Here is a 17,041-nt window from a genome sequence, read left to right as displayed (position 1 = left end):
GGATAGGCCGCGCCCACCCCTCCGCCACGAATGACAAGCAGCGTCATTCCGGAGGCCTACCGGGCGCCGGAGCCCGAGCCTGGCGTGGATGGCGAGGCCGCGGCCTATCCCGTGGATTTGGAGGCGCTGCGCGCGAAGCTGCCGGACAACATGTACTGGGAGCTGGGCGCGCCGACGAAGGACCCGGAGCTGCTGCGCAAGCGCGAGGAGGAGACGCGCAAGTGGAATGAAGTCTTTGGCCGGGTGCAGGCGGGTGACGCCACCGAGGCGGAGATTCACGGGTACTACGACCGACGACGCAGGGTGTCAGAAGACATGTTGCAGTTCGCGACCACGGTGCTCGCGGAGCAGGGCGACAAGCTGCCCGAGCGTGACAAGGGTTTGTACGAGCTGAGCATCAACATGCACCGCACGCGGCTGTCGGAGTACCCCCGCCAGGAGGAGGAGTCGCTGGCGCGCCGCCGCGCCGCGGAGCAGAGCCGTGAGCAGTGGCGCCAGGGGCAGCAGGGCCAGCAGCAGCCGTGAGCGCGGTGTCCGCCCGTGTTGGATAGTGGAAGCTTGCGGGAGTCCGCGGCCGGGCGCCGGATGGGTGTGGGCCGCCTGCTCCGCTAGAGACGCGGGGCATGGCGGTGGAGACGAGTCGGAAGGGTTCGCCCGTCGAGGGCGAGCACGCGGCGGGCTCTCCGGATGAGTCGCGCCGGCCCGCGGGGGAGCTGGAGCAACGGGTGCTGGAGCGGACGGCCGCCCTGGAGGCCGCGCTGCGGGTGCGCGACGAGTTCCTGTCCGTGGCCTCCCACGAGCTGCGCACGCCCTTGACGTCGCTGCGGCTCTACGTGGACGGTCTGGTGCACTCCGCTCAACTTGGCGCGCTGGAGGCCTCGGACGTCCCAAGGCGGCTGGCCCGGGTCCAGGACCAATGCCGACGGTTGGACCGGCTCATCGCCACGCTCCTGGACGTGTCGCTCCTGTCCACCCAGCGCCCGGTGCTGGACTTGGAGGAGGTGGACCTGGGGCAGCTCGTCCGCCACACCGTGGAGCGGATGGAGGAGGACGTGCGGCGCGCGGGGTGTGATTTGTGCCTGCGCGCCCCGCTCGGAATCGTGGGCGCGTGGGACCGCACGCGCGTGGAGCAGGTCTTCACCAACCTGCTCACCAATGCCCTGCGCCACGCTGCGGGGACGGCGATTGAAGTGGCGCTCCGCGAGGAGGACCAGGCCGTGCTGTTGTGGGTGAAGGACGGGGGCGCGGGCATCTCCCCGGAGGACCAGGAGCGGCTGTTCCAGCGCTTCTCGCGCCTGGACCCGACGCGCCCCGGCTTCGGGCTGGGGCTTTGGATTTCCCGGCAGCTCGTCGAGCTCCACGGGGGCAGCCTGTCCGTGGCGAGCACCCCGGGCCAGGGAGCCTGTTTCACCGTGCGCTTGCCGCTGCCTGCTCCCGCTCCGCCCCCGGGCACCTGAAGACTTGCCCCACGAGGCCGTCGAGTGTTGTCTGACGAGCAGACGTGTGGGAGGTAGCGGTGGGCTGGATGAGGGAAGTGGTAAGCCGGGGGCGGGGGCCTTGACCCGTATCCGCACCGTGCGCGTGGACCATCACTTGACCGGACAGGGGCTTGCCAGTGCCGACGCGTCCCCCGCGGCCGTGGAGGGACTGGACACCGTTCTGTGGGACCAGTTCCCGGAGAGCGTCTCCATCTGCGCGACGGATGGGGCGTGTCTCTACGCGAACCCGGCGATGGAGCGCGCCTTCGGAAGTCTTCGGGAGGAGATGCTCGGCCGCCTCCTGTGGGAGCTGTACCCGGAGGCCTTGAGGGCGCAGCTCCAGCAGCGCTTCGTGCGCGTGGCGGCGGCGGGCGCGCCAGAGGACTTCGAGTGGCACTTCGCCTCCCAGGAGCGCTGGTTCATGCTGCGCCTGTTCCGGGGCCACGGGCGCGTCTACGTCTTCTCGCGGGAGAACACGTCGGAGAAGAAGCAGGAGGCCATCCTCCGGGGCCTCTACGACGAGACGCGCCGCGCGCAGCGCCACGCGGCCTTCCTGGCGCAGGCCAGCGAGGTGATGACGTCGTCGCTGGAGCATGACGAAATCCTCACGCGCCTCACCGTCCTCGCGGTGCCACCCCTGGCGGATGGGTGCAGCGTGGACGTGCCGCTGCCGGACGGACGCGTGCGGCGGGTGGCCATGGCGCACGTGCGGCCGGAGCTGGTGGAGCGCGCGCGGGCGTTCCACGAGCGCTACCCCATCCTGATGGACCAGACCTACGGCGTGGGCAAGGTGCTGCGCACCGGCGCCACGGAGTTCGTGCCGGAGATTCGCCCGGAGCTGCTCGCGCGGACCATTCCAGACGAGGCGCGGCGCCAGGCGACGCAGGAGCTGGGCATGACGGCGTACATCGTCGTGCCCCTGATGAGCCGGGGCCGTGTGCTCGGGGCGCTGTCGCTCATCAACACCGAGGGCGGTCGGCGCTATACGCAGGCGGATGTGCGGCTCGCCGAGGACCTGGCGCGGCGCGCGGCCACGTCATTGGATAACGGGCGGCTGTACACGGAGGCGCAGGAGGCGGTGCGCGCGAGGGACTCGTTCCTCTCCGTCGCCTCGCACGAGCTGAACACGCCGCTCACCTCGCTGACGCTCAACGTCCAGGCGCTGCGCAGGCAGTTGGAGGCTCCCGCCGGAAGCCCCGGGGACATCGCGTCCGAGTCCGTCTCCAACAAGGTGATGGCCGTGCAGCGGCAGCTCTCCCGGCTGTCCGGCCTGGTGCGCGAGCTCCTGGACGTGTCGCGCATCACCGCGGGCAAGCTGCGGCTGGAGCGCGAGCCGTTGGACCTGGCCGCGCTCACGCGGGAGCTGGTGCCGCGCTACGCGGAGGAGCTGTCTCGGGCGGGGTGTGCGCTGCGACTGGAGGCACCAGGGCCCGCGACGGGGGTGTGGGACCGGCTGCGGATTGAGCAGGTGCTCCAGAACCTCCTGTCCAACGCCATCAAGTACGGGCGGGGGCACCCCATCGAGGTGCACGTGGGCGCGGACGCGCAGCGGGTCTGGCTGTCCGTGCGCGACGAGGGCGTGGGCATCGCCGAGGAGGCGCAGCCGCGCCTGTTCCATCGCTTCGAGCGGCTCGCCAGCGAGCGGCACTACGGTGGACTGGGACTGGGACTGTGGATTGTCCGGCAGATTGTCGATGCCATGGACGGGCGCATCCTCGTGCGCAGCGCGCCCGGCCAGGGCTCCACGTTCACCGTGGAGCTGCCGCGACAGCCTCCGGAATGAGGCGCGAGCGCGCGCCCGAGGACACCACCCAGAGCTGATGGGAGGTGCGGGTGATTGCCACGTGCAGGCGGCGGCGGGACTCGTCATCCACGGGCCAGGCGCGCGCGGTGACGTCCGGGAGGATGACGTAGTCGAACTCCAGGCCCTTCACGCTGCCCACGTCCGTCACGTCCACGCCGGGCTCGAAGGAGAACTCTCCGTCCTTCACCCGGCGCGCCCAGGCCTGGTCCGCCACGACGCGATAGACGGCGTCGGCCGACTCGGGGCTGCTGGCGATGACCCCCACGGAGGCATGGGGCTCGCGCGCGACGAGGTCTCTCAAGGCCTCGCCGACGAAGAGCTGGGCCTGCGCGTCCACCGGGAAGTGGTGGAAGCCCACCGGCGCGCCCGCGCGGGGCGGCTGCGCTGACGACTCCGCGGGAGCCTGGGTGCCCAGCACCTGCCGGGCCAGCTCCACCACTGGCGCGGGGCAGCGATAGGAGACCTGAAGCCGGCAGGTGGACGCGTCGCGGATGCCCAGCTCGTCGAGCGCCTGGGGCCAGCCGGCGAAGCCCGACTCGGTCTGCTGCATCTCGTCGCCCGCGAGCGTGCAGCTGCGGCCCTTGCCCAACAGCTTGCGCACGACGAACAGCTCGAAGAGGGAGAAGTCCTCCGCTTCGTCCAGGACGATGTGGGCCAGTCGCTCCAGCCCGAGCGGGCCGTGCTGGGCCTTGAGGAACATGAGGATGGGCAGGTCCTCCAGGTCCACCGTGCCGGCGAGCGCGTAGGGCGTGTCCTCCTCGATGGCCTTGCCGTCCACGGTGACGAGCCGCTCCGGCTCGGTGATGTCCTTGAGCTCCTTGTCCAGCGGGGTGGAGCGTTGCAGCCGCGTGTGCTCCAGCACCTCGTCGATGGCGGTGCGCGGCAGCTCTCCCTTCGCCTGGCTCACCACGTCGTCGAGGAAGTGGCGGTCCAGGTACGCGTCCGCGAGCCGCCGGTGGAGCCGCTCCAGCGCGGGGCCCGCTTGAGTCTTCGGCGCCTTGATTCGGCCGAGGAGCAGGCGCCGCAGCGCGGGGTGCCGCTTGAAGCGCGACACGAGCGGCGGCGTCTCCGGGCTCAGCTTGATGCCCGGCAGGTCGAACGCGGAGCGCGCCGTCGCGAGCAGCCAGTGGTCCAGCGTATCCACCGAGACGCGGCCCAGGCCCAGGGGCGCCAGCAGCCGGCGCGACAGCCGGGCCAGGCCCTCCTCGGGGACGATGAGCTTCATGCGCGACTGGGGATACGTGTTCGGGTCGTCGAAGGCGATTTTCGCCAGCCGGTGCAGGGCCACCGTCGTCTTCCCGCTGCCCGCGCTGCCCAGCACCAGCAGGGGATGGGAGGCCTCCACGCTGACGGCGTCGTACTGCTCGGCGTCCAGCATGGCCGTGACGCCGAAGGCATCCTCGACGCGCCGGGTGCCCTTGCCGGTGCCCATGGCCCCGGGCCGCGCCGCCGAGCCCGCGCCTCCCTCTCGCAGGGCGCTGACATCGCGGCCCACGCCGTGCCACGTGCCATCCTGTGCGCGCTCCAGGACGAGGGCGCCGGAGATGATGCGGGTCAGCACGCCGCGCTCGATGACCACCAGGCGACGCACCTCCACGGTGCCCTCGGCCAGCCGCTCGCCGAACTGCTCCTCGTACGCGTCGCCCTCCTCGTACGAGTAGAAGACGCGGGCGATGGGGGCGAAGCGCCAGTCGATGACGCGCACCCCGGCGCTCACGTCCGCGAAAGTCGTGCGGCCCAGCAGGTAGTCGCGCTGTCCCGCGTCGCCATCCAGGCGCAGGTGCGCGAAGTAGGGCGCTTGCGAGTCCGGGAGCTGGGCGCTCTCCTGTCGGTCCAACAGGGCCCGCGTCTGGTCCATCTGGAAGAAGAGGTGGGGCAGGTCGGCCTCGGCCGCGCTCGTCGCCTCGTCGCGAAGGGCCTGGAGCTGGTCGACGAGCGCCTGGTTCTCCAGCGCCCGTCCTGCCTTGCGGCGCGCGAGCTCCAGTGTCGCCTGGACGCGCGAGAGCAGCGCTTCCTCCTCGGCGATGATGGCCCGGGCGTCTTCGGAGAGGTGTCCCTGCGCTTGCGTCATGCGCGCCAAGTTGAACTTCGGGACGGTGCTCGTCAACCCGTTGGTTTTCCTGGCGGAAGTGCTACTTTGAATGGCGGTCGGAAGGAGCGGGCATGCGGCGCTTCACCCCTCGGTTGGCGCTGCTGGTGCTGGCCTTCCTCTCGTGTGCCGCCTCGGGGCAGCGCACCGTCCTCCACCAGAAGCAGTCGCCCTACACGCTCATCGCGGTGACGGAGGACGCGGAGGGCCGGCGCTACCTCCAGTTCGACGAGTCCGGCGCGCTCCAGAGCGTGGTGTGGCCGGGGCAGCCGTTGAAGCTGGAGCTGGCCTACACGCGCGTGGCGATGGTGGGGCTGGCCTTCGTCCCCAAGCCCCAGCGCATCCTCGTCGTGGGCCTGGGCGGCGGGGCCATGCCCATGTTCCTGCGCGCGGTGGTGCCCCAGGCGCGCATCGACGTGGTGGACATCGACCCGGATGTGGTGGACGTGGCGCGCGAGTACTTCGGCTTCCGCGAGGATGAACGCCTGAAGGCGCACGTGGCGGACGGAAGGGCCTTCATCGAGGCGAAGCGGCCCGCGTATGACCTCATCTTCCTGGACGCGTACGGCCCGGAGAGCATCCCCGAGCACCTGGGCACGGTGGAGTTCCTCGCGGTGGTGCGCGCGAGGCTGACGGCGAAGGGCGTGGTGGTGGGCAACGTCTGGGAGGACCCGCCCAACCCGCTCTTCTCCTCCATGGTGCGCACGTGGCAGGCGGGCTTCCGCCAGCTCTACACCTTCGAGGTGGAGGCCAACGCCAACCGCATCTTCGTGGGCGTGCCCTTCCCAGACAAACAGTCGCGCGAAGCCCTCGCCGCCCGAGCCCAGTCGCTGGAGAAGCAGCGGGGCGTACCGTTCGATTTGAGCGAGATGGTGATGCGAGGATTTGCCGACGTCACTGGACGCGAGGAGTCGTCGGGCCAGGTGTTGAAGGACAAGCCCGTCACGCCCGTGGCCCCCGTGGAATCCAGGCCCACGGCTCCGGCGCCCTGACGCTCCAGGCGAGGGGCGTCGATTGTCATTCGATGGCGGGCAGGGGCTAGACTCCGGCGGCCTCAGGCAGCGTTGTGGACCCGTTTCGTTTCGGAGGCCGCGATGTCCCCGTCTCACGTCGGGCCACCCTCGCTGTCGCGTCGAGGACTGCTCAAGCGCGGAGTCTTCGGTGGCGCGCTGCTCGCGCTGGGAGGCGGTGGCGCGCTGTTCCTGCGCGAAGGGCTGTCATTGCCCCTGCCAGTCGAAGGACTCCAGGTCTTCGGGCCTCGCGAGTACGCCACGTTCCAGGCCATCGCCCGCCGGGCCTTCCCGCCTCGCGAGGGCTGGCCGGACGCGGACACCGCGCGCGTGGCCTTCCTGGCGGACCAGGTGCTCGCGCGCGGAGACCCCCTGGTCGCGAAGGAGGTCCGGGACGTGCTGGGAATCTTCGACAACGCGCTGGCGGGCCTGTTGTTCTCGGGCCGCGTCACGCCCTTCTCGCGGCTGTCCCCCGAGGCGCAGGACGCCGTGCTGGAGGACTGGCGGACGTCGCGGCTGGTGTTCCGTCGCGGCGCCTTTCACGCGCTGCGCTCGCTGACCCATGCCGCGTACTACTCGCACCCGGCGGCCATCGCGGCCACGGGCTACGTGGCGCCGCGGGGCTTCCACGTCGCGGACGCGCCCGTCTGGAAAGGGCCGTCGGATGGTTCCTTCGCGGGCACCGGAGGGTCCACGCCATGAGCGGCCGCATCCGGACGGGAGATGAGCTGACCGAGGACCAGACGCTCACGTGCGACGTCTGCGTGGTGGGCAGCGGCGCGGGCGGCGGAGTGCTCGGGCTGGAGTTGGCGAAGCGAGGGCTGGACGTGGTGATGCTGGAAGAGGGCGGCTACCACACCCGTCGCGACTTCGACCTGAACGAGTCGAAGGCCTACTCCACTTTCTATCAGGAGGCCGGCAACCGGGCGACGGATGACCTGTCCATCGGCATCTTCCAGGGCCGCACGGTGGGCGGTGGCACCGCCATCAACTGGTGTGCCTGCTTCCGCACGCCGCCGGAAATCCTGGAGCGCTGGCGCGACACGCATGGCGTGAAGGGGCTGGACGCCACCACGCTCGCGCCGCACTGGGATTGGCTGGAGGAGCGGCTGAACATCCGCGAGTGGCCGCTCGAGCAGTCCAATCGCAACAACCGGATTCTGTGGGAGGGATTGGGCGCGCTGGGCTACAGCCGGGGCACGGTGAAGCGCAACGTGCGCTCATGCGCGGCGCTGGGCACATGCGGTCTGGGCTGCCCCACCAACGCCAAGCAGTCCCTGCTGGTGACGCTGATTCCCGAAGCGGTGGAGAAGGGGATGCGGCTGTTCGCCAACGTCAGCGCGCGGAAGCTGGAGACCCAGGGCGGGCGCGTGGTGGCGGTCCACGCGGACGTGTTGAACCCGAGCACGAACCGGCCCACCGGAAAGCGGCTCACGGTGAAGGCGAAGGTGACGGCGGTGTGCGGCGGAGCCATCAACTCGCCGGGGCTGCTCTTGCGCAGCGGGCTCACCGGACGGGGCCGGGTGGGAAAGCGCCTCTTCCTCCACCCCGTGGTCGTCTCCAACGCCGACTTCCGGGAGCCGGTGGAGGCCTATCGCGGCGCGCCCATCAGCGTGTACTCGCGGCAGTTCATCAACCGGGGAGAAGGCAAGCTGGGGTGGCTCCTGGAGGTGCCTCCGCTGCTGCCCATCCTCAACTCCTTGGCGCTGACGGGCCTGGGCGCGGCGCACCAGGACCGGATGGCGCGGCTGCCGTATGCCAATGCCCTCATCTCCATCTGCCTGGATGGCGTGCACCCCGGGGACGAAGGGGGCACGGTGGCCCTGCGCGGCGAGGGCGAATACTCGCGCTTCAAGGTCGACTACCCGCTCAACGACTTTCACTGGGAGGCTTTCCGCGAGGCCCTCAAGGTGTCCGCGCGCATCCAGTTCGCCGCCGGCGCGGAGCAGGTGTCGAGCCCGCACTCGCGTCCCGTGGTCATGCGAAGCGAGAAGGACATCGCCCTCCTGGACGATGCGCCCTATGGCCCGCTCCAACTCTCCGTCCTCAGCGCGCACCAGATGGGCGGGTGCGCCATGGGTGGCGGTCCGGAGACGAGCGTGGTGGACAGCACGCTGCGCTACTGGGACGCGGACAACCTCTTCGTCGTGGACGGCTCCGTTTTTCCCACCGCCCTGGGCGTCAATCCCATGGAGTCCATCCTCGGCATCGCCCACTGGGGGAGCCAGCACGTCGCAGCCGCTGTGTGACATTCCATGACGGAACGATGATGGTGTTTTCGCCATCAGATGTTCTATGCAGTCCACCCCGTCTCCACGGGCGCGCATGGCAGTCCTTGCCGTGCACGAAGTCCCCCATGAGTCCATTCCGTATGAGCTCCCTGTTCCTGTCTCGGCCTTCTCCGCGTGCGCGGAGGATGACGGCGGCCGTCGTCGTCCTCTCCGCCGTGTTGGGTGCGTGTTCGACCTTGCCCCAGCGCGGCCAGGTGGTGATGCGCGACGTGTCCTTCCCCTTGCGAGACTTCCGCATGCCCTCGGGGCTGCGGGTGGTGGTGGAGCAGGACGCGCGCGCACCGGTGGTGGCGGTGGTGGCCCTGGTGGGAACGGGCGGCTCCAGCGACCCCGCGGGCAAGGAAGGCCTGGCGCACGTCGTGGAGCACCTGGCGTTCCGCTCGCGTCACGCGGGCAGCCCCTCGGTGTGGACGCGGCTGGAGGACCTGGGGGCGGGCCGCTTCAATGCCTTCACCAGCCTGGACCACACGCTGTACCAGACGATGGCGCCCAAGGAGTCGCTGGCCGCGCTGTTGAAGATGGAGGGACAGCGGATGTCCGCTCCGCTCGCCGGTGTCACGCCGGAGGTCTTCGCGGTGGAGCGCGAGGTGGTGCGCAACGAGCTGCGCCAGCGCAACGAAACGGGCTACGTGGGCCAGGTCTTCAGCTGGATGCACGCGGCGGCCTATCCGCCGGAGCACCCGTACTCGCGGCCCATCATCGGCACGCACGATTCCCTCACGGCGCTCGCCCTGGCGGATGCCCAGCGCTTCGCGCGCAACCACTACCGTCCGGACAACGTCACCCTGGTCATCGCCGGGGACGTGGACCTGGCCGCCGTGGAGGCGGTGTTGATGCAGAGCCTGCCCCCCGCGTGGGTGGGCACTGGCGCGCCGCTCGCCGTGGACACGCGCCTGCCGCAGGTGACGGAGCCGCCCTTGAAGGCCGCCGCGCCGTCCATTCCGGAGTACAAGGCGTCCGTCGGCTCGCCGGAGCTGTACATCTCCTGGGTGCTGCCGCGCTCCTTCGACGAGGCCAGCGCCATCCATGACTTCGTCCGGGTGAACCTGAGCCGGAGCCTGTCGGGGGCGCAGCTCACCGACGGAGACATCGCGGGAGTCGGCACGCAGGTGATTCCCGGCACGCGCGCCTCGCTGCTGGTGGTCCGCGTGCCGCTCACCACGGGCGCCAACCCGCGCAGGTCCGCGGACAAGGTGTTGGACCGGGTCTACGAGACGTGGACGCAGAGCATCAGCGCGGGGGCGGTGCTCGGCCGTGAGTTCGACTTCCAGTCCATGCGCCGCAACGTCATCACCGGCATGGTGCTGGAGTCCGAAGATTTGATGTCGCGCACCGTGCGCCGCGCGGAGCTGACGCACTTCATGCTCGACGTGCGTGGCTACACGCGCGCGCAGATGGCGCTGATGACCATCGACGGCGGCAAGGTGACGGACTTCGCCTACAAGTGGCTCCAGCGGGAGCGGGCCCGCATCATCCTGGTGCGGCCGGGAGAGAGCGGTGGCGCCAGCGTCGCCGCGCCCGCGACCCTGCCGGAGGAGACCTCCCCGGTGACGGCGGAGCAGCGCATCACCCCGTCCATGCTGACGGCCCTGTCGGCGCCCGTGCAGACGCTGAAGCTCGACAACGGCATGGAGGTGCTGCTCGCGCCCCGGCCCGGGCTGCCCGTGGTGCGGGTGGGCGCGGTGCTGGGCGGCGGCTCCACGTACGGCGCGAAGCCGGGCGCGGCGGCCATGGCCAGCTACGGCGCCTTCCGCGAGTCGTGGTTCGAGGGCCATGCCAGCCACTGGGGGCTGCATGTGTACGGAGACATGCACAAGGACCACGAGCGCATCGAGGTCGCCGGCACCGCCGGCAACATCGGCAACATGCTGGCGCTGCTGTCCGAACAGCTGGCCACCACGCGGACCTCGCTGGAGGCGGTGAAGTACCTCCAGGAGCAGGTGGTGCCGTGGCGGCGCGCGGTGGACGCGCACCCGGAGGTCCGGGCGGAGCGCGAGCTGATGAAGGCCCTCTACGGGACGCATGCGTACTCGCGAGACGCCACCGGCGAGGAGATGGCGCAGGTGTCCTGGGAGGACGTCCAGACCTGGATTGGGGATGTGTACCGTCCTGCCAACACCGTGGTGGTCATCGCCGGCGAGTTCGACGTGAAGACGGTGGAGCCCCTGGTGCGCGAGTACCTGGGCGGCTGGAAGCACGGACCCGCCACGGCGGTGAGCGTGCCCGGCGCGCCGGCGTTGCCCGAGCCCTCCGCGAAGGCCCGTACGCTCGTCACTCCCCGCCCGGGTGCGACCCAGGGTCATCTGCAACTGGCCTGCCGGCTTCCCACGGCCACTCCCGAGGCCGCGGCACGCTACTCGATGATGGCGGAGCTGGTGTCCGGGCGTGCGTTCCACGAGGTGCGCTCGCAGCGCGGGGCCTCCTACGGCTTCAGCGCGAGCACCTGGGTGGCGCGCGGCGGTGCCTCCCACCTGGTGGTGGAGGGCGTGGTGGATGCGCAGCGAATGACGGAGGGCGCGAAGTACGTGCGGGATTTGCTCTCCACCTTCGCCACGAACCTGGACGAGGGCGAGGTGGCGCGCTCCCGTTCGCGGCTGCTCGCGACGCAGGCGGTGTCGTTCATCTCCTCGGAGTCGTGGGTGCAGGCGCTCCTGGATGCCCGGGTGCGGGGCTTCTCGCCGGAGTCTCTGGCCCAGCGTCCCGCCCACCTCCAGGCCGTGACGGCCGCCGCGCTGAAGCAGGAGTTCGACGGCTGCCTCAAGCGGCTCGTGGTGGGGGTGGTCGCCGACGAGGCCCAGGCCCGCACCGCCCTCCAGGCGCTGTCCGTGCCGTAGCCGCTCGTGTGCTCCCTCGCCTGGCGCGCTGTCGACCAGGCGAGGGACGCGTGGCGGGCGTCCCTCCGCTCCGACGCTGACTACCTTGCCCCGACGGAGAATCCGTCCAGGAGGGGGCAGGCATGCGGTGGCAGGGTGGTCGTCGCAGCTCCAATGTGGAAGACCGGCGAGGCAGTGGCATCGGGCGTCCCCTGGCGGTGGGCGGGGGGGTCGGCTCCATCGTCGTGGCGCTGCTGGTGATGCTGCTGGGCGGAGACCCGTCCGTCATCACCACCAACTCTGGAGGCGGACTGGGCCAACAGGGCGGCTCCGGCACGGGCGGCTCGGGTGTGCCCGATGATCCGCGCCATGCGGAGCTGAAGGACTTCGTGTCCGTCATCCTCGCGGACACGGAGGACACGTGGCCGGGCCTGCTGGAGCCGCATGGGGTGAACTACGTGGACCCCCGGCTGGTGCTCTTCACGGGAGCGGTGCGGTCCGCGTGCGGGCTCCAGGAGAGCGCGGTGGGGCCCTTCTACTGCCCGCCGGACCAGCGCGTGTATCTGGACCTGGACTTCTTCGACGAGCTGGACCGCCGCTTCGGCGCGCCGGGTGACTTCGCCCAGGCGTACGTGGTGGCGCACGAGGTGGGGCACCACGTGCAGAATCTGATGGGCATCTCCGAGCAGGTGCAGGCCGCGCGGCGCCGCGTCTCGCCGGAGCAGGCCAACGTGCTGTCGGTGCTCCAGGAGCTGCAGGCGGACTGCTTCGCCGGCATCTGGGCCCACCATGCGCAGCGGGAGCGCCAGGTGCTGGAGGAGGGCGACGTGGAGGAGGGCCTGGGTGCCGCGTCCGCCATTGGTGACGACACGCTCCAGCGTCGCACCCGGGGCTACGTCGTCCCCGAGTCCTTCACCCATGGCTCCTCGGAGCAACGCGTCGCGTGGTTCAAGAAGGGCCTGTCACAGGGCACCCTGGAGGCGTGCGACACGTTCTCCGACGCGTCCACGCCGTCGCGCCGTCGCCGCTGACCCACGGGACGATTGGCGTCCAGACCCCCTCCCGCGTTTGAATGGCCTCACGTGGAACGAATCCACGGCCATCGACGTCGGAGGGGGCGTGCCTTCATTTCAAGCCAGATGGTGCGCGGGGCTTCTCGTCGGCCTGTTGCTGGCCGCGCCCGCGGAGGCCCGCTTCGGCAAGCGCTCCAAGCCGAGCGAGTCGAAGTCGGACGCCCACGAGGCCACCGCCATCGGTCAGGACGACGATGATGATGACGACGACAAGGACTCCGACTCCGACAAGGGCTCCTCCGACTCGGGGAGCGACGACTGCTGCTCGGACTCGCTGGATGACCTGGGCAACGAGCTGGTCGGGAGCCTGTTCGGGTGGATGCTCGAGGGCATGGTCCATGCGATTGCCAGTACGGGCACCCACCTGCCCCGGAGGGCCAACGCAAGCCTCCAGCCGGGCATGGCCCCGGAGGTCACCGCGGAGGTGAGCACGGAGCGTCGGCACGCGGTGCCGGTGTCCTTCCGCATGGGCGCGCAGAACCTGCTCCTGCGAGACGACGCGAAGGGCGCCGACATGTTCGTGGGGTTGGAGTTCCGCCGCTTCGGCGTGGAGGGCCATGTGCTGCGGCTGTCCCTGCCCACCGATGACGGCACGGACGGACGAGACAGGCTCACGCTGTCGGAGGTGCACCTGACGCATGCGTTCCTCGTGCGCGAGCAACTGCGGCTGCGTGCGGAGGCGGGCGTGAGCACGGCGTATGCGCCGGACGTCATGCTCGTGGGGCCCAGCGTGGGAGTGTCCTTCGAGGCCTGCATCCTGGGCCCCCTGGACCTGGAGGCGCGCACGCAAGTCACACCGTGGCCGTACCTCCAGCTCGACGGCACGGTGGGGCTGGCCCTGCACCTGGGCAGCCTCATGATTCGAGGCGGCTGGCGGGGCCTGGTCCTGGACGACCAGGGCACGGTGGACGGCGTGGCCCACCAGGACCGGCTCCATGGCCCGTACCTGGGCGGGGGCTTCACCTTCTAGCGTCGCGGGCTAGCGACGCCCCTTCACCTTCCACCAGAGCATGCCGAGGAAGCCCTCCGGCGGAGGCTCGGGAGGAAGCATCGACTCGTCGTCATCCGAGCGTCTCGCGGGCGGAGGTGGCATGGCCCTTCGCGGTGAGGGCGAGGACAGGGGCTCCGTGCTGTGAAGCCCTCGCGAGGCCCGGTCCAGGGCCTCGGAGAAGGAGCGCCTCGTGACGTCGCGGCCCTCGATGCGCTCGGGGCGGGAGACGCGCTCCAGCGCGCTGACCCGGACGACACCGTCGGCGCCTTCGACACGGCGCAGGCCACCGACGCGTCCGATGGGACCCCTGGGTTTTCGTCCGTGCATGACGTGTCTCTCGCGGAGGCGAATCGTTCAGGGCCTGGTTTCGGCGGACAGGGCCGTCTTGAGCGGGATGAACTCCTCGCGCCGCAGCAGCAGCCTCGCGTCGTTCTTGGGGAGGATGCGGAGCTGGAAGCGACGCTCATAGGAGTCCGCGGACGCGAAGACGCCCTTGTCGCTCACCAGCAGCAGCGCCGTGGGGACGGAGAGCTTGGGCGAGCGGTGCCCGTAGAAGTGCACCACGACGTGGTAGGGGCCGGGGGCGACCTTGCGCGCGTGATACAGCTCCGGGCCCAGGCCATCGGTGATGTCCCAGTAGAGCTGTCCACCCAGCCGCGTCTGCTTGTGCTGGTAGTAGCAGCGCTCACCGTTGGGCTCGATGACCCACAGGTCGATGTCCGTCGAGTCCGAGTTCCAGTGGGTGGTGAGCTGGTAGTCGATGGGCGTGGAGGACACGCCGCCGTACCAGGCCGTGCTGGCCTCCTGGATTTCGCCGAGGCGCGCCTTCAGCACGGACGCGAAGGACTCCGCGCGGGGATGGCGTGCCAGCGCGGAGAGCAGGCGCCCGTAGTGGTACGCGGCGACCAGGCGCAGCTCCGTGACGTGTCGCCACTGCGCGCCCGCGAGGACGATTTCGTAGTTGCGCGCGGCCTCGGCATGGCGCCCGGAGGCATCCAGCGCGAGGGCTTCCTCCAGATACGCCTGACCCTCGAAGGGGCGGTTGAGTCGGACGTGCTCGAACAGCTCCGAGGCGGCGGGGAACTGCCCCATGGCGAGCAGGCCGTAGCCGACCAGGCGCAGGGCCTCCGCGTCCTTGGGCCGCAGCTCCACGGGGGAGGACAGGGCCCGCAGCGCGCCCCCGGTGTCTCCGGCGAAGGCGCGCTGACGGGCGATGCCCTCGTACAGCGTCACGTCGTCGCGATTCTCCCGACGCGCCTTGCGGTAGGTCAGCTCCGCGGTGAGTCGAGGCTCGCCGCCCGCATAGGGCTCGTCGCGCAGCGGCTGACGCTTCATCAGGGGCGCCAGGGCCGAGCGGTTCTCCGTCAGGGTCCGCACCACGGCGAGCCCGGACTTGGGCACCTGGTCCAGGTCGAGCCCCTGGAGCTTGTCCTTGCGCTGGTCCTGCTCTCGCTTGCGCAGCGTCTCCAGGTCATCCAGCTCCACGCGCTCGTCGCGGATGGCGAAGCGCTGGTAGTCCGACTCGGACTCGAGCACGAGCATGGACGCGCGCGCGTTGGCCAGCCGGTAGTGCTGACTGAGCGCCACCACCATCCGGTCCAGGCGCACGTCATCCAGGGCCACCATCCGCGTGACGAAGAGGTCCGCCCAGGCGCGCGGCGCGAAGGTGCTGTCGTCCTCCGAGGACAGCGGCACGCTGAGCGTCTGCTCCACGTCGCCGGCGCGCGTCGACACCACCAGCTCCGCGGTGCCCTTCTCCGGCAACCGTCCCGCCACCAGCAGCTCCTGGCCCGGGAAGACGAGGTGCGGTCGGCCCGCGATGACGAGGTCCTTCACGGCGGCGCCCTTCACCTCCACGCGGGAGAGCACCACGGACATGGCCCGGTGGGCCCTCGCCGCGGCCTCTACCTGGCCACCGGAGAGCACCGTCACGCTCCGGCCTCCGCTGGCCCGTGAGAGCGCGTCGAACAGGTCCGTGTTCACCGCTGCCTCGCCAAAGCGATACGTCACCCAGCGCAGGGCTTCGGCGCTGCCGTGGCGGGAGATGAGCGACTCGACGGTGCTCTGGCCCCAGGTGACGTTGCCGTCGGAGAGAAGGAAGGCCGTCACGCGCTCGCCGGGCTTGACGGGCTTGAGCCATTCACCCGCGGCCCGGTCCAGCTCCGCCAGCATGCCATCCACGTGGGAGGCGCCCTCCAGGTACACGCGCTCCAGCTCGGAGAACGTCTCCTGGCGCCGCGCGGCGTCGTTCACGCGCCAGCCCGAGCCATGCAGCCAGCGGGGCCGCACGTCGAAGAGCAGCACCGCGTACTCCTTCAGCGTGGAGTCCTTCTCCAAGAGCGCGCGCAGGGTCGCGGCCTGGAGCGCCCAGGCGTTGCCGTCCTCCGTGGCCAGCGACGTGTCCACCACGAGCACGGCGCGACCGGTGGGCGGACCCTCCGCCTCCGACGTCAGCCGCGCGGGCAGGCGCACGCGCGCATGAAACGCCTGGCCCGGAAGGCCCGCGTCATCGCGTCCCACCAGGACGTCCGCTTCCTTGTTCTTCGGCGTGAGGGCCACCGACAGCGCGCCGTCTCCCGTGAGGGAGGGCAAGTCATAGGTCCGCCACGTGCCCAGCTCGCGGGGCTTCCCCTTCACCTCGGGAGCCACCAGCACCGCTTGCGTGTGGCGCGGGTCCACGTGCACACGCGCGGACACCTGGAGGTCCTTGCCCGCGCCGACGGGCAGGGGCCACGTGTAGCGCAGGCGCTCGCCGTCATGGAGCAGCGTCTGCTCGTAGGCGATGACCACGCGCTTGAGGGAGCGGGGCGGCAGCGGGAAGACGCGGGCGCTGAAGGTGGAAGCGCCGGCCCACTCCAGCAGCGCCGGGTCGACGTTGTTGCGGACGATGTCCTCATACACCTCGCGCGCGCGCTTCTGCTCGACGACGCGGGCCTCCTGGGGAGCGCCCCAGGAGCGCTTCGCGCCCGGAGGGCTGGGGGGCGCGGCGGCCGTGAGTTGCTCCACGTCCGAGGTGCCATCGCCGAGGGGAGGCAGCAGGTCCGAGGACTGGAAGAGGGACGGGGAATTCACCGACACGGAGCCCGAGTAGAGCGCGAAGCCCGCCACGGACGCGCCACCGGGCAGCGGGTAGTAGAAGGTGCCCTCCAGGTTGTGGGGCGTGTCGTTCTCGAAGAGGTGGTCCACCACCGTGCGCGCGCGGGCGCCCTGGATGTACGTCACCACGCGAATCGCTCGCGTCTTCAGGGGCTGGTAACGACCGGACTCGTCGCGCACCAGCACCTTCGCGGCGCGGGGCGCGGTCTCCACCTTGGGCAGCACGGGGGTGGGCGGCGCGTCGTCATGCGCCTGGCCGTTCTTCATCGCCAGCTTGGCCGGTTCCCGCTCGGCGGCTTCCCCTCCGCCTCCGCCTCCCCGGATGATCTGGATGATTTCGCGACGCTTGGCCTCCAGGACCCGCCCACCCGACGACTCGGCGGGCGCCTCTCGGGC

General features: G+C 70.7%; 12 protein-coding genes. 9 read left to right on the top strand and 3 right to left on the bottom strand.

Annotated features, from left to right (window positions below):
• The first annotated feature begins 30 nt into the window (after nucleotides 1-30).
• The 3 genes from HUW62_RS36845 (at nucleotide 31) to HUW62_RS36835 (ending at nucleotide 3,261) form a co-directional block, all read left to right on the top strand.
• Entirely contained in the window at nucleotides 31-525 is a 495-nt protein-coding gene (locus HUW62_RS36845; RefSeq protein ID WP_176437079.1) for a hypothetical protein, read from the top strand.
• Nucleotides 526-623: 98 nt separating this feature from the next.
• Nucleotides 624-1,457, top strand: a complete 834-nt coding sequence (locus HUW62_RS36840; RefSeq protein ID WP_163861190.1) for a sensor histidine kinase KdpD — start codon at nucleotides 624-626, stop codon at nucleotides 1,455-1,457.
• A gap of 100 nt (nucleotides 1,458-1,557) precedes the next feature.
• Nucleotides 1,558-3,261 carry a PAS domain-containing sensor histidine kinase gene (locus HUW62_RS36835; RefSeq protein ID WP_176437078.1) on the top strand — a complete coding sequence of 568 codons (1,704 nt, stop codon included), beginning with the start codon at nucleotides 1,558-1,560 and terminating at the stop codon, nucleotides 3,259-3,261.
• On the opposite strand, the gene HUW62_RS36830 is transcribed toward HUW62_RS36835, so the two are convergent.
• Complete coding sequence (locus HUW62_RS36830) at nucleotides 3,227-5,353, bottom strand: ATP-binding domain-containing protein (protein WP_163862729.1); 2,127 nt, start codon at nucleotides 5,351-5,353, stop codon at nucleotides 3,227-3,229. The two genes, HUW62_RS36835 and HUW62_RS36830, sit on opposite strands and share 35 nt — an antisense overlap.
• Before the next feature lie 92 nt (nucleotides 5,354-5,445).
• Between HUW62_RS36830 and HUW62_RS36825 the strand changes: the two genes are divergently transcribed.
• The 6 genes from HUW62_RS36825 (at nucleotide 5,446) to HUW62_RS36800 (ending at nucleotide 13,528) form a co-directional block, all read left to right on the top strand.
• Nucleotides 5,446-6,363: a spermidine synthase gene (locus tag HUW62_RS36825; protein ID WP_176437077.1), complete on the top strand. Its 918-nt coding sequence runs from the start codon at nucleotides 5,446-5,448 to the stop codon at nucleotides 6,361-6,363.
• 102 nt (nucleotides 6,364-6,465) lie between these two features.
• Nucleotides 6,466-7,083 (top strand): gluconate 2-dehydrogenase subunit 3 family protein, encoded by a 618-nt coding sequence (locus HUW62_RS36820; protein ID WP_163861196.1) that lies wholly within the window; start codon nucleotides 6,466-6,468, stop codon nucleotides 7,081-7,083.
• The gene (locus HUW62_RS36815; protein ID WP_163861199.1) at nucleotides 7,080-8,630 is read left to right on the top strand and encodes a GMC family oxidoreductase; all 1,551 of its coding nucleotides are present in this window, start codon (nucleotides 7,080-7,082) and stop codon (nucleotides 8,628-8,630) included. The genes HUW62_RS36820 and HUW62_RS36815 overlap by 4 nt, the downstream gene beginning before the upstream one ends.
• Before the next feature lie 122 nt (nucleotides 8,631-8,752).
• The gene (locus HUW62_RS36810) at nucleotides 8,753-11,506 is read left to right on the top strand and encodes a pitrilysin family protein (protein WP_303626891.1); all 2,754 of its coding nucleotides are present in this window, start codon (nucleotides 8,753-8,755) and stop codon (nucleotides 11,504-11,506) included.
• 122 nt (nucleotides 11,507-11,628) lie between these two features.
• Complete coding sequence (locus HUW62_RS36805; protein ID WP_176437075.1) at nucleotides 11,629-12,516, top strand: neutral zinc metallopeptidase; 888 nt, start codon at nucleotides 11,629-11,631, stop codon at nucleotides 12,514-12,516.
• 88 nt (nucleotides 12,517-12,604) lie between these two features.
• Nucleotides 12,605-13,528: a hypothetical protein gene (locus HUW62_RS36800; protein ID WP_176437074.1), complete on the top strand. Its 924-nt coding sequence runs from the start codon at nucleotides 12,605-12,607 to the stop codon at nucleotides 13,526-13,528.
• A 9-nt stretch (nucleotides 13,529-13,537) separates the two neighbouring features.
• Here the strand turns inward: HUW62_RS36800 and HUW62_RS36795 are convergent, their stop codons facing one another.
• Nucleotides 13,538-13,876, bottom strand: coding sequence for a hypothetical protein (locus tag HUW62_RS36795; RefSeq protein ID WP_163861210.1), 339 nt, complete (start codon nucleotides 13,874-13,876; stop codon nucleotides 13,538-13,540).
• Between the two features lie 27 nt (nucleotides 13,877-13,903).
• Nucleotides 13,904-17,041 (bottom strand): hypothetical protein (locus HUW62_RS36790; RefSeq protein ID WP_176437073.1); only part of this gene is annotated, 3,138 nt, incomplete at its 5' end.

This window comes from Myxococcus sp. AM011 (assembly GCF_013372595.1).
Classification (GTDB): domain Bacteria; phylum Myxococcota; class Myxococcia; order Myxococcales; family Myxococcaceae; genus Myxococcus; species Myxococcus eversor.
The sequence above is the reverse complement of the archived record's forward strand: the minus strand, read 5'-3'. Positions and strand labels throughout refer to the sequence as shown.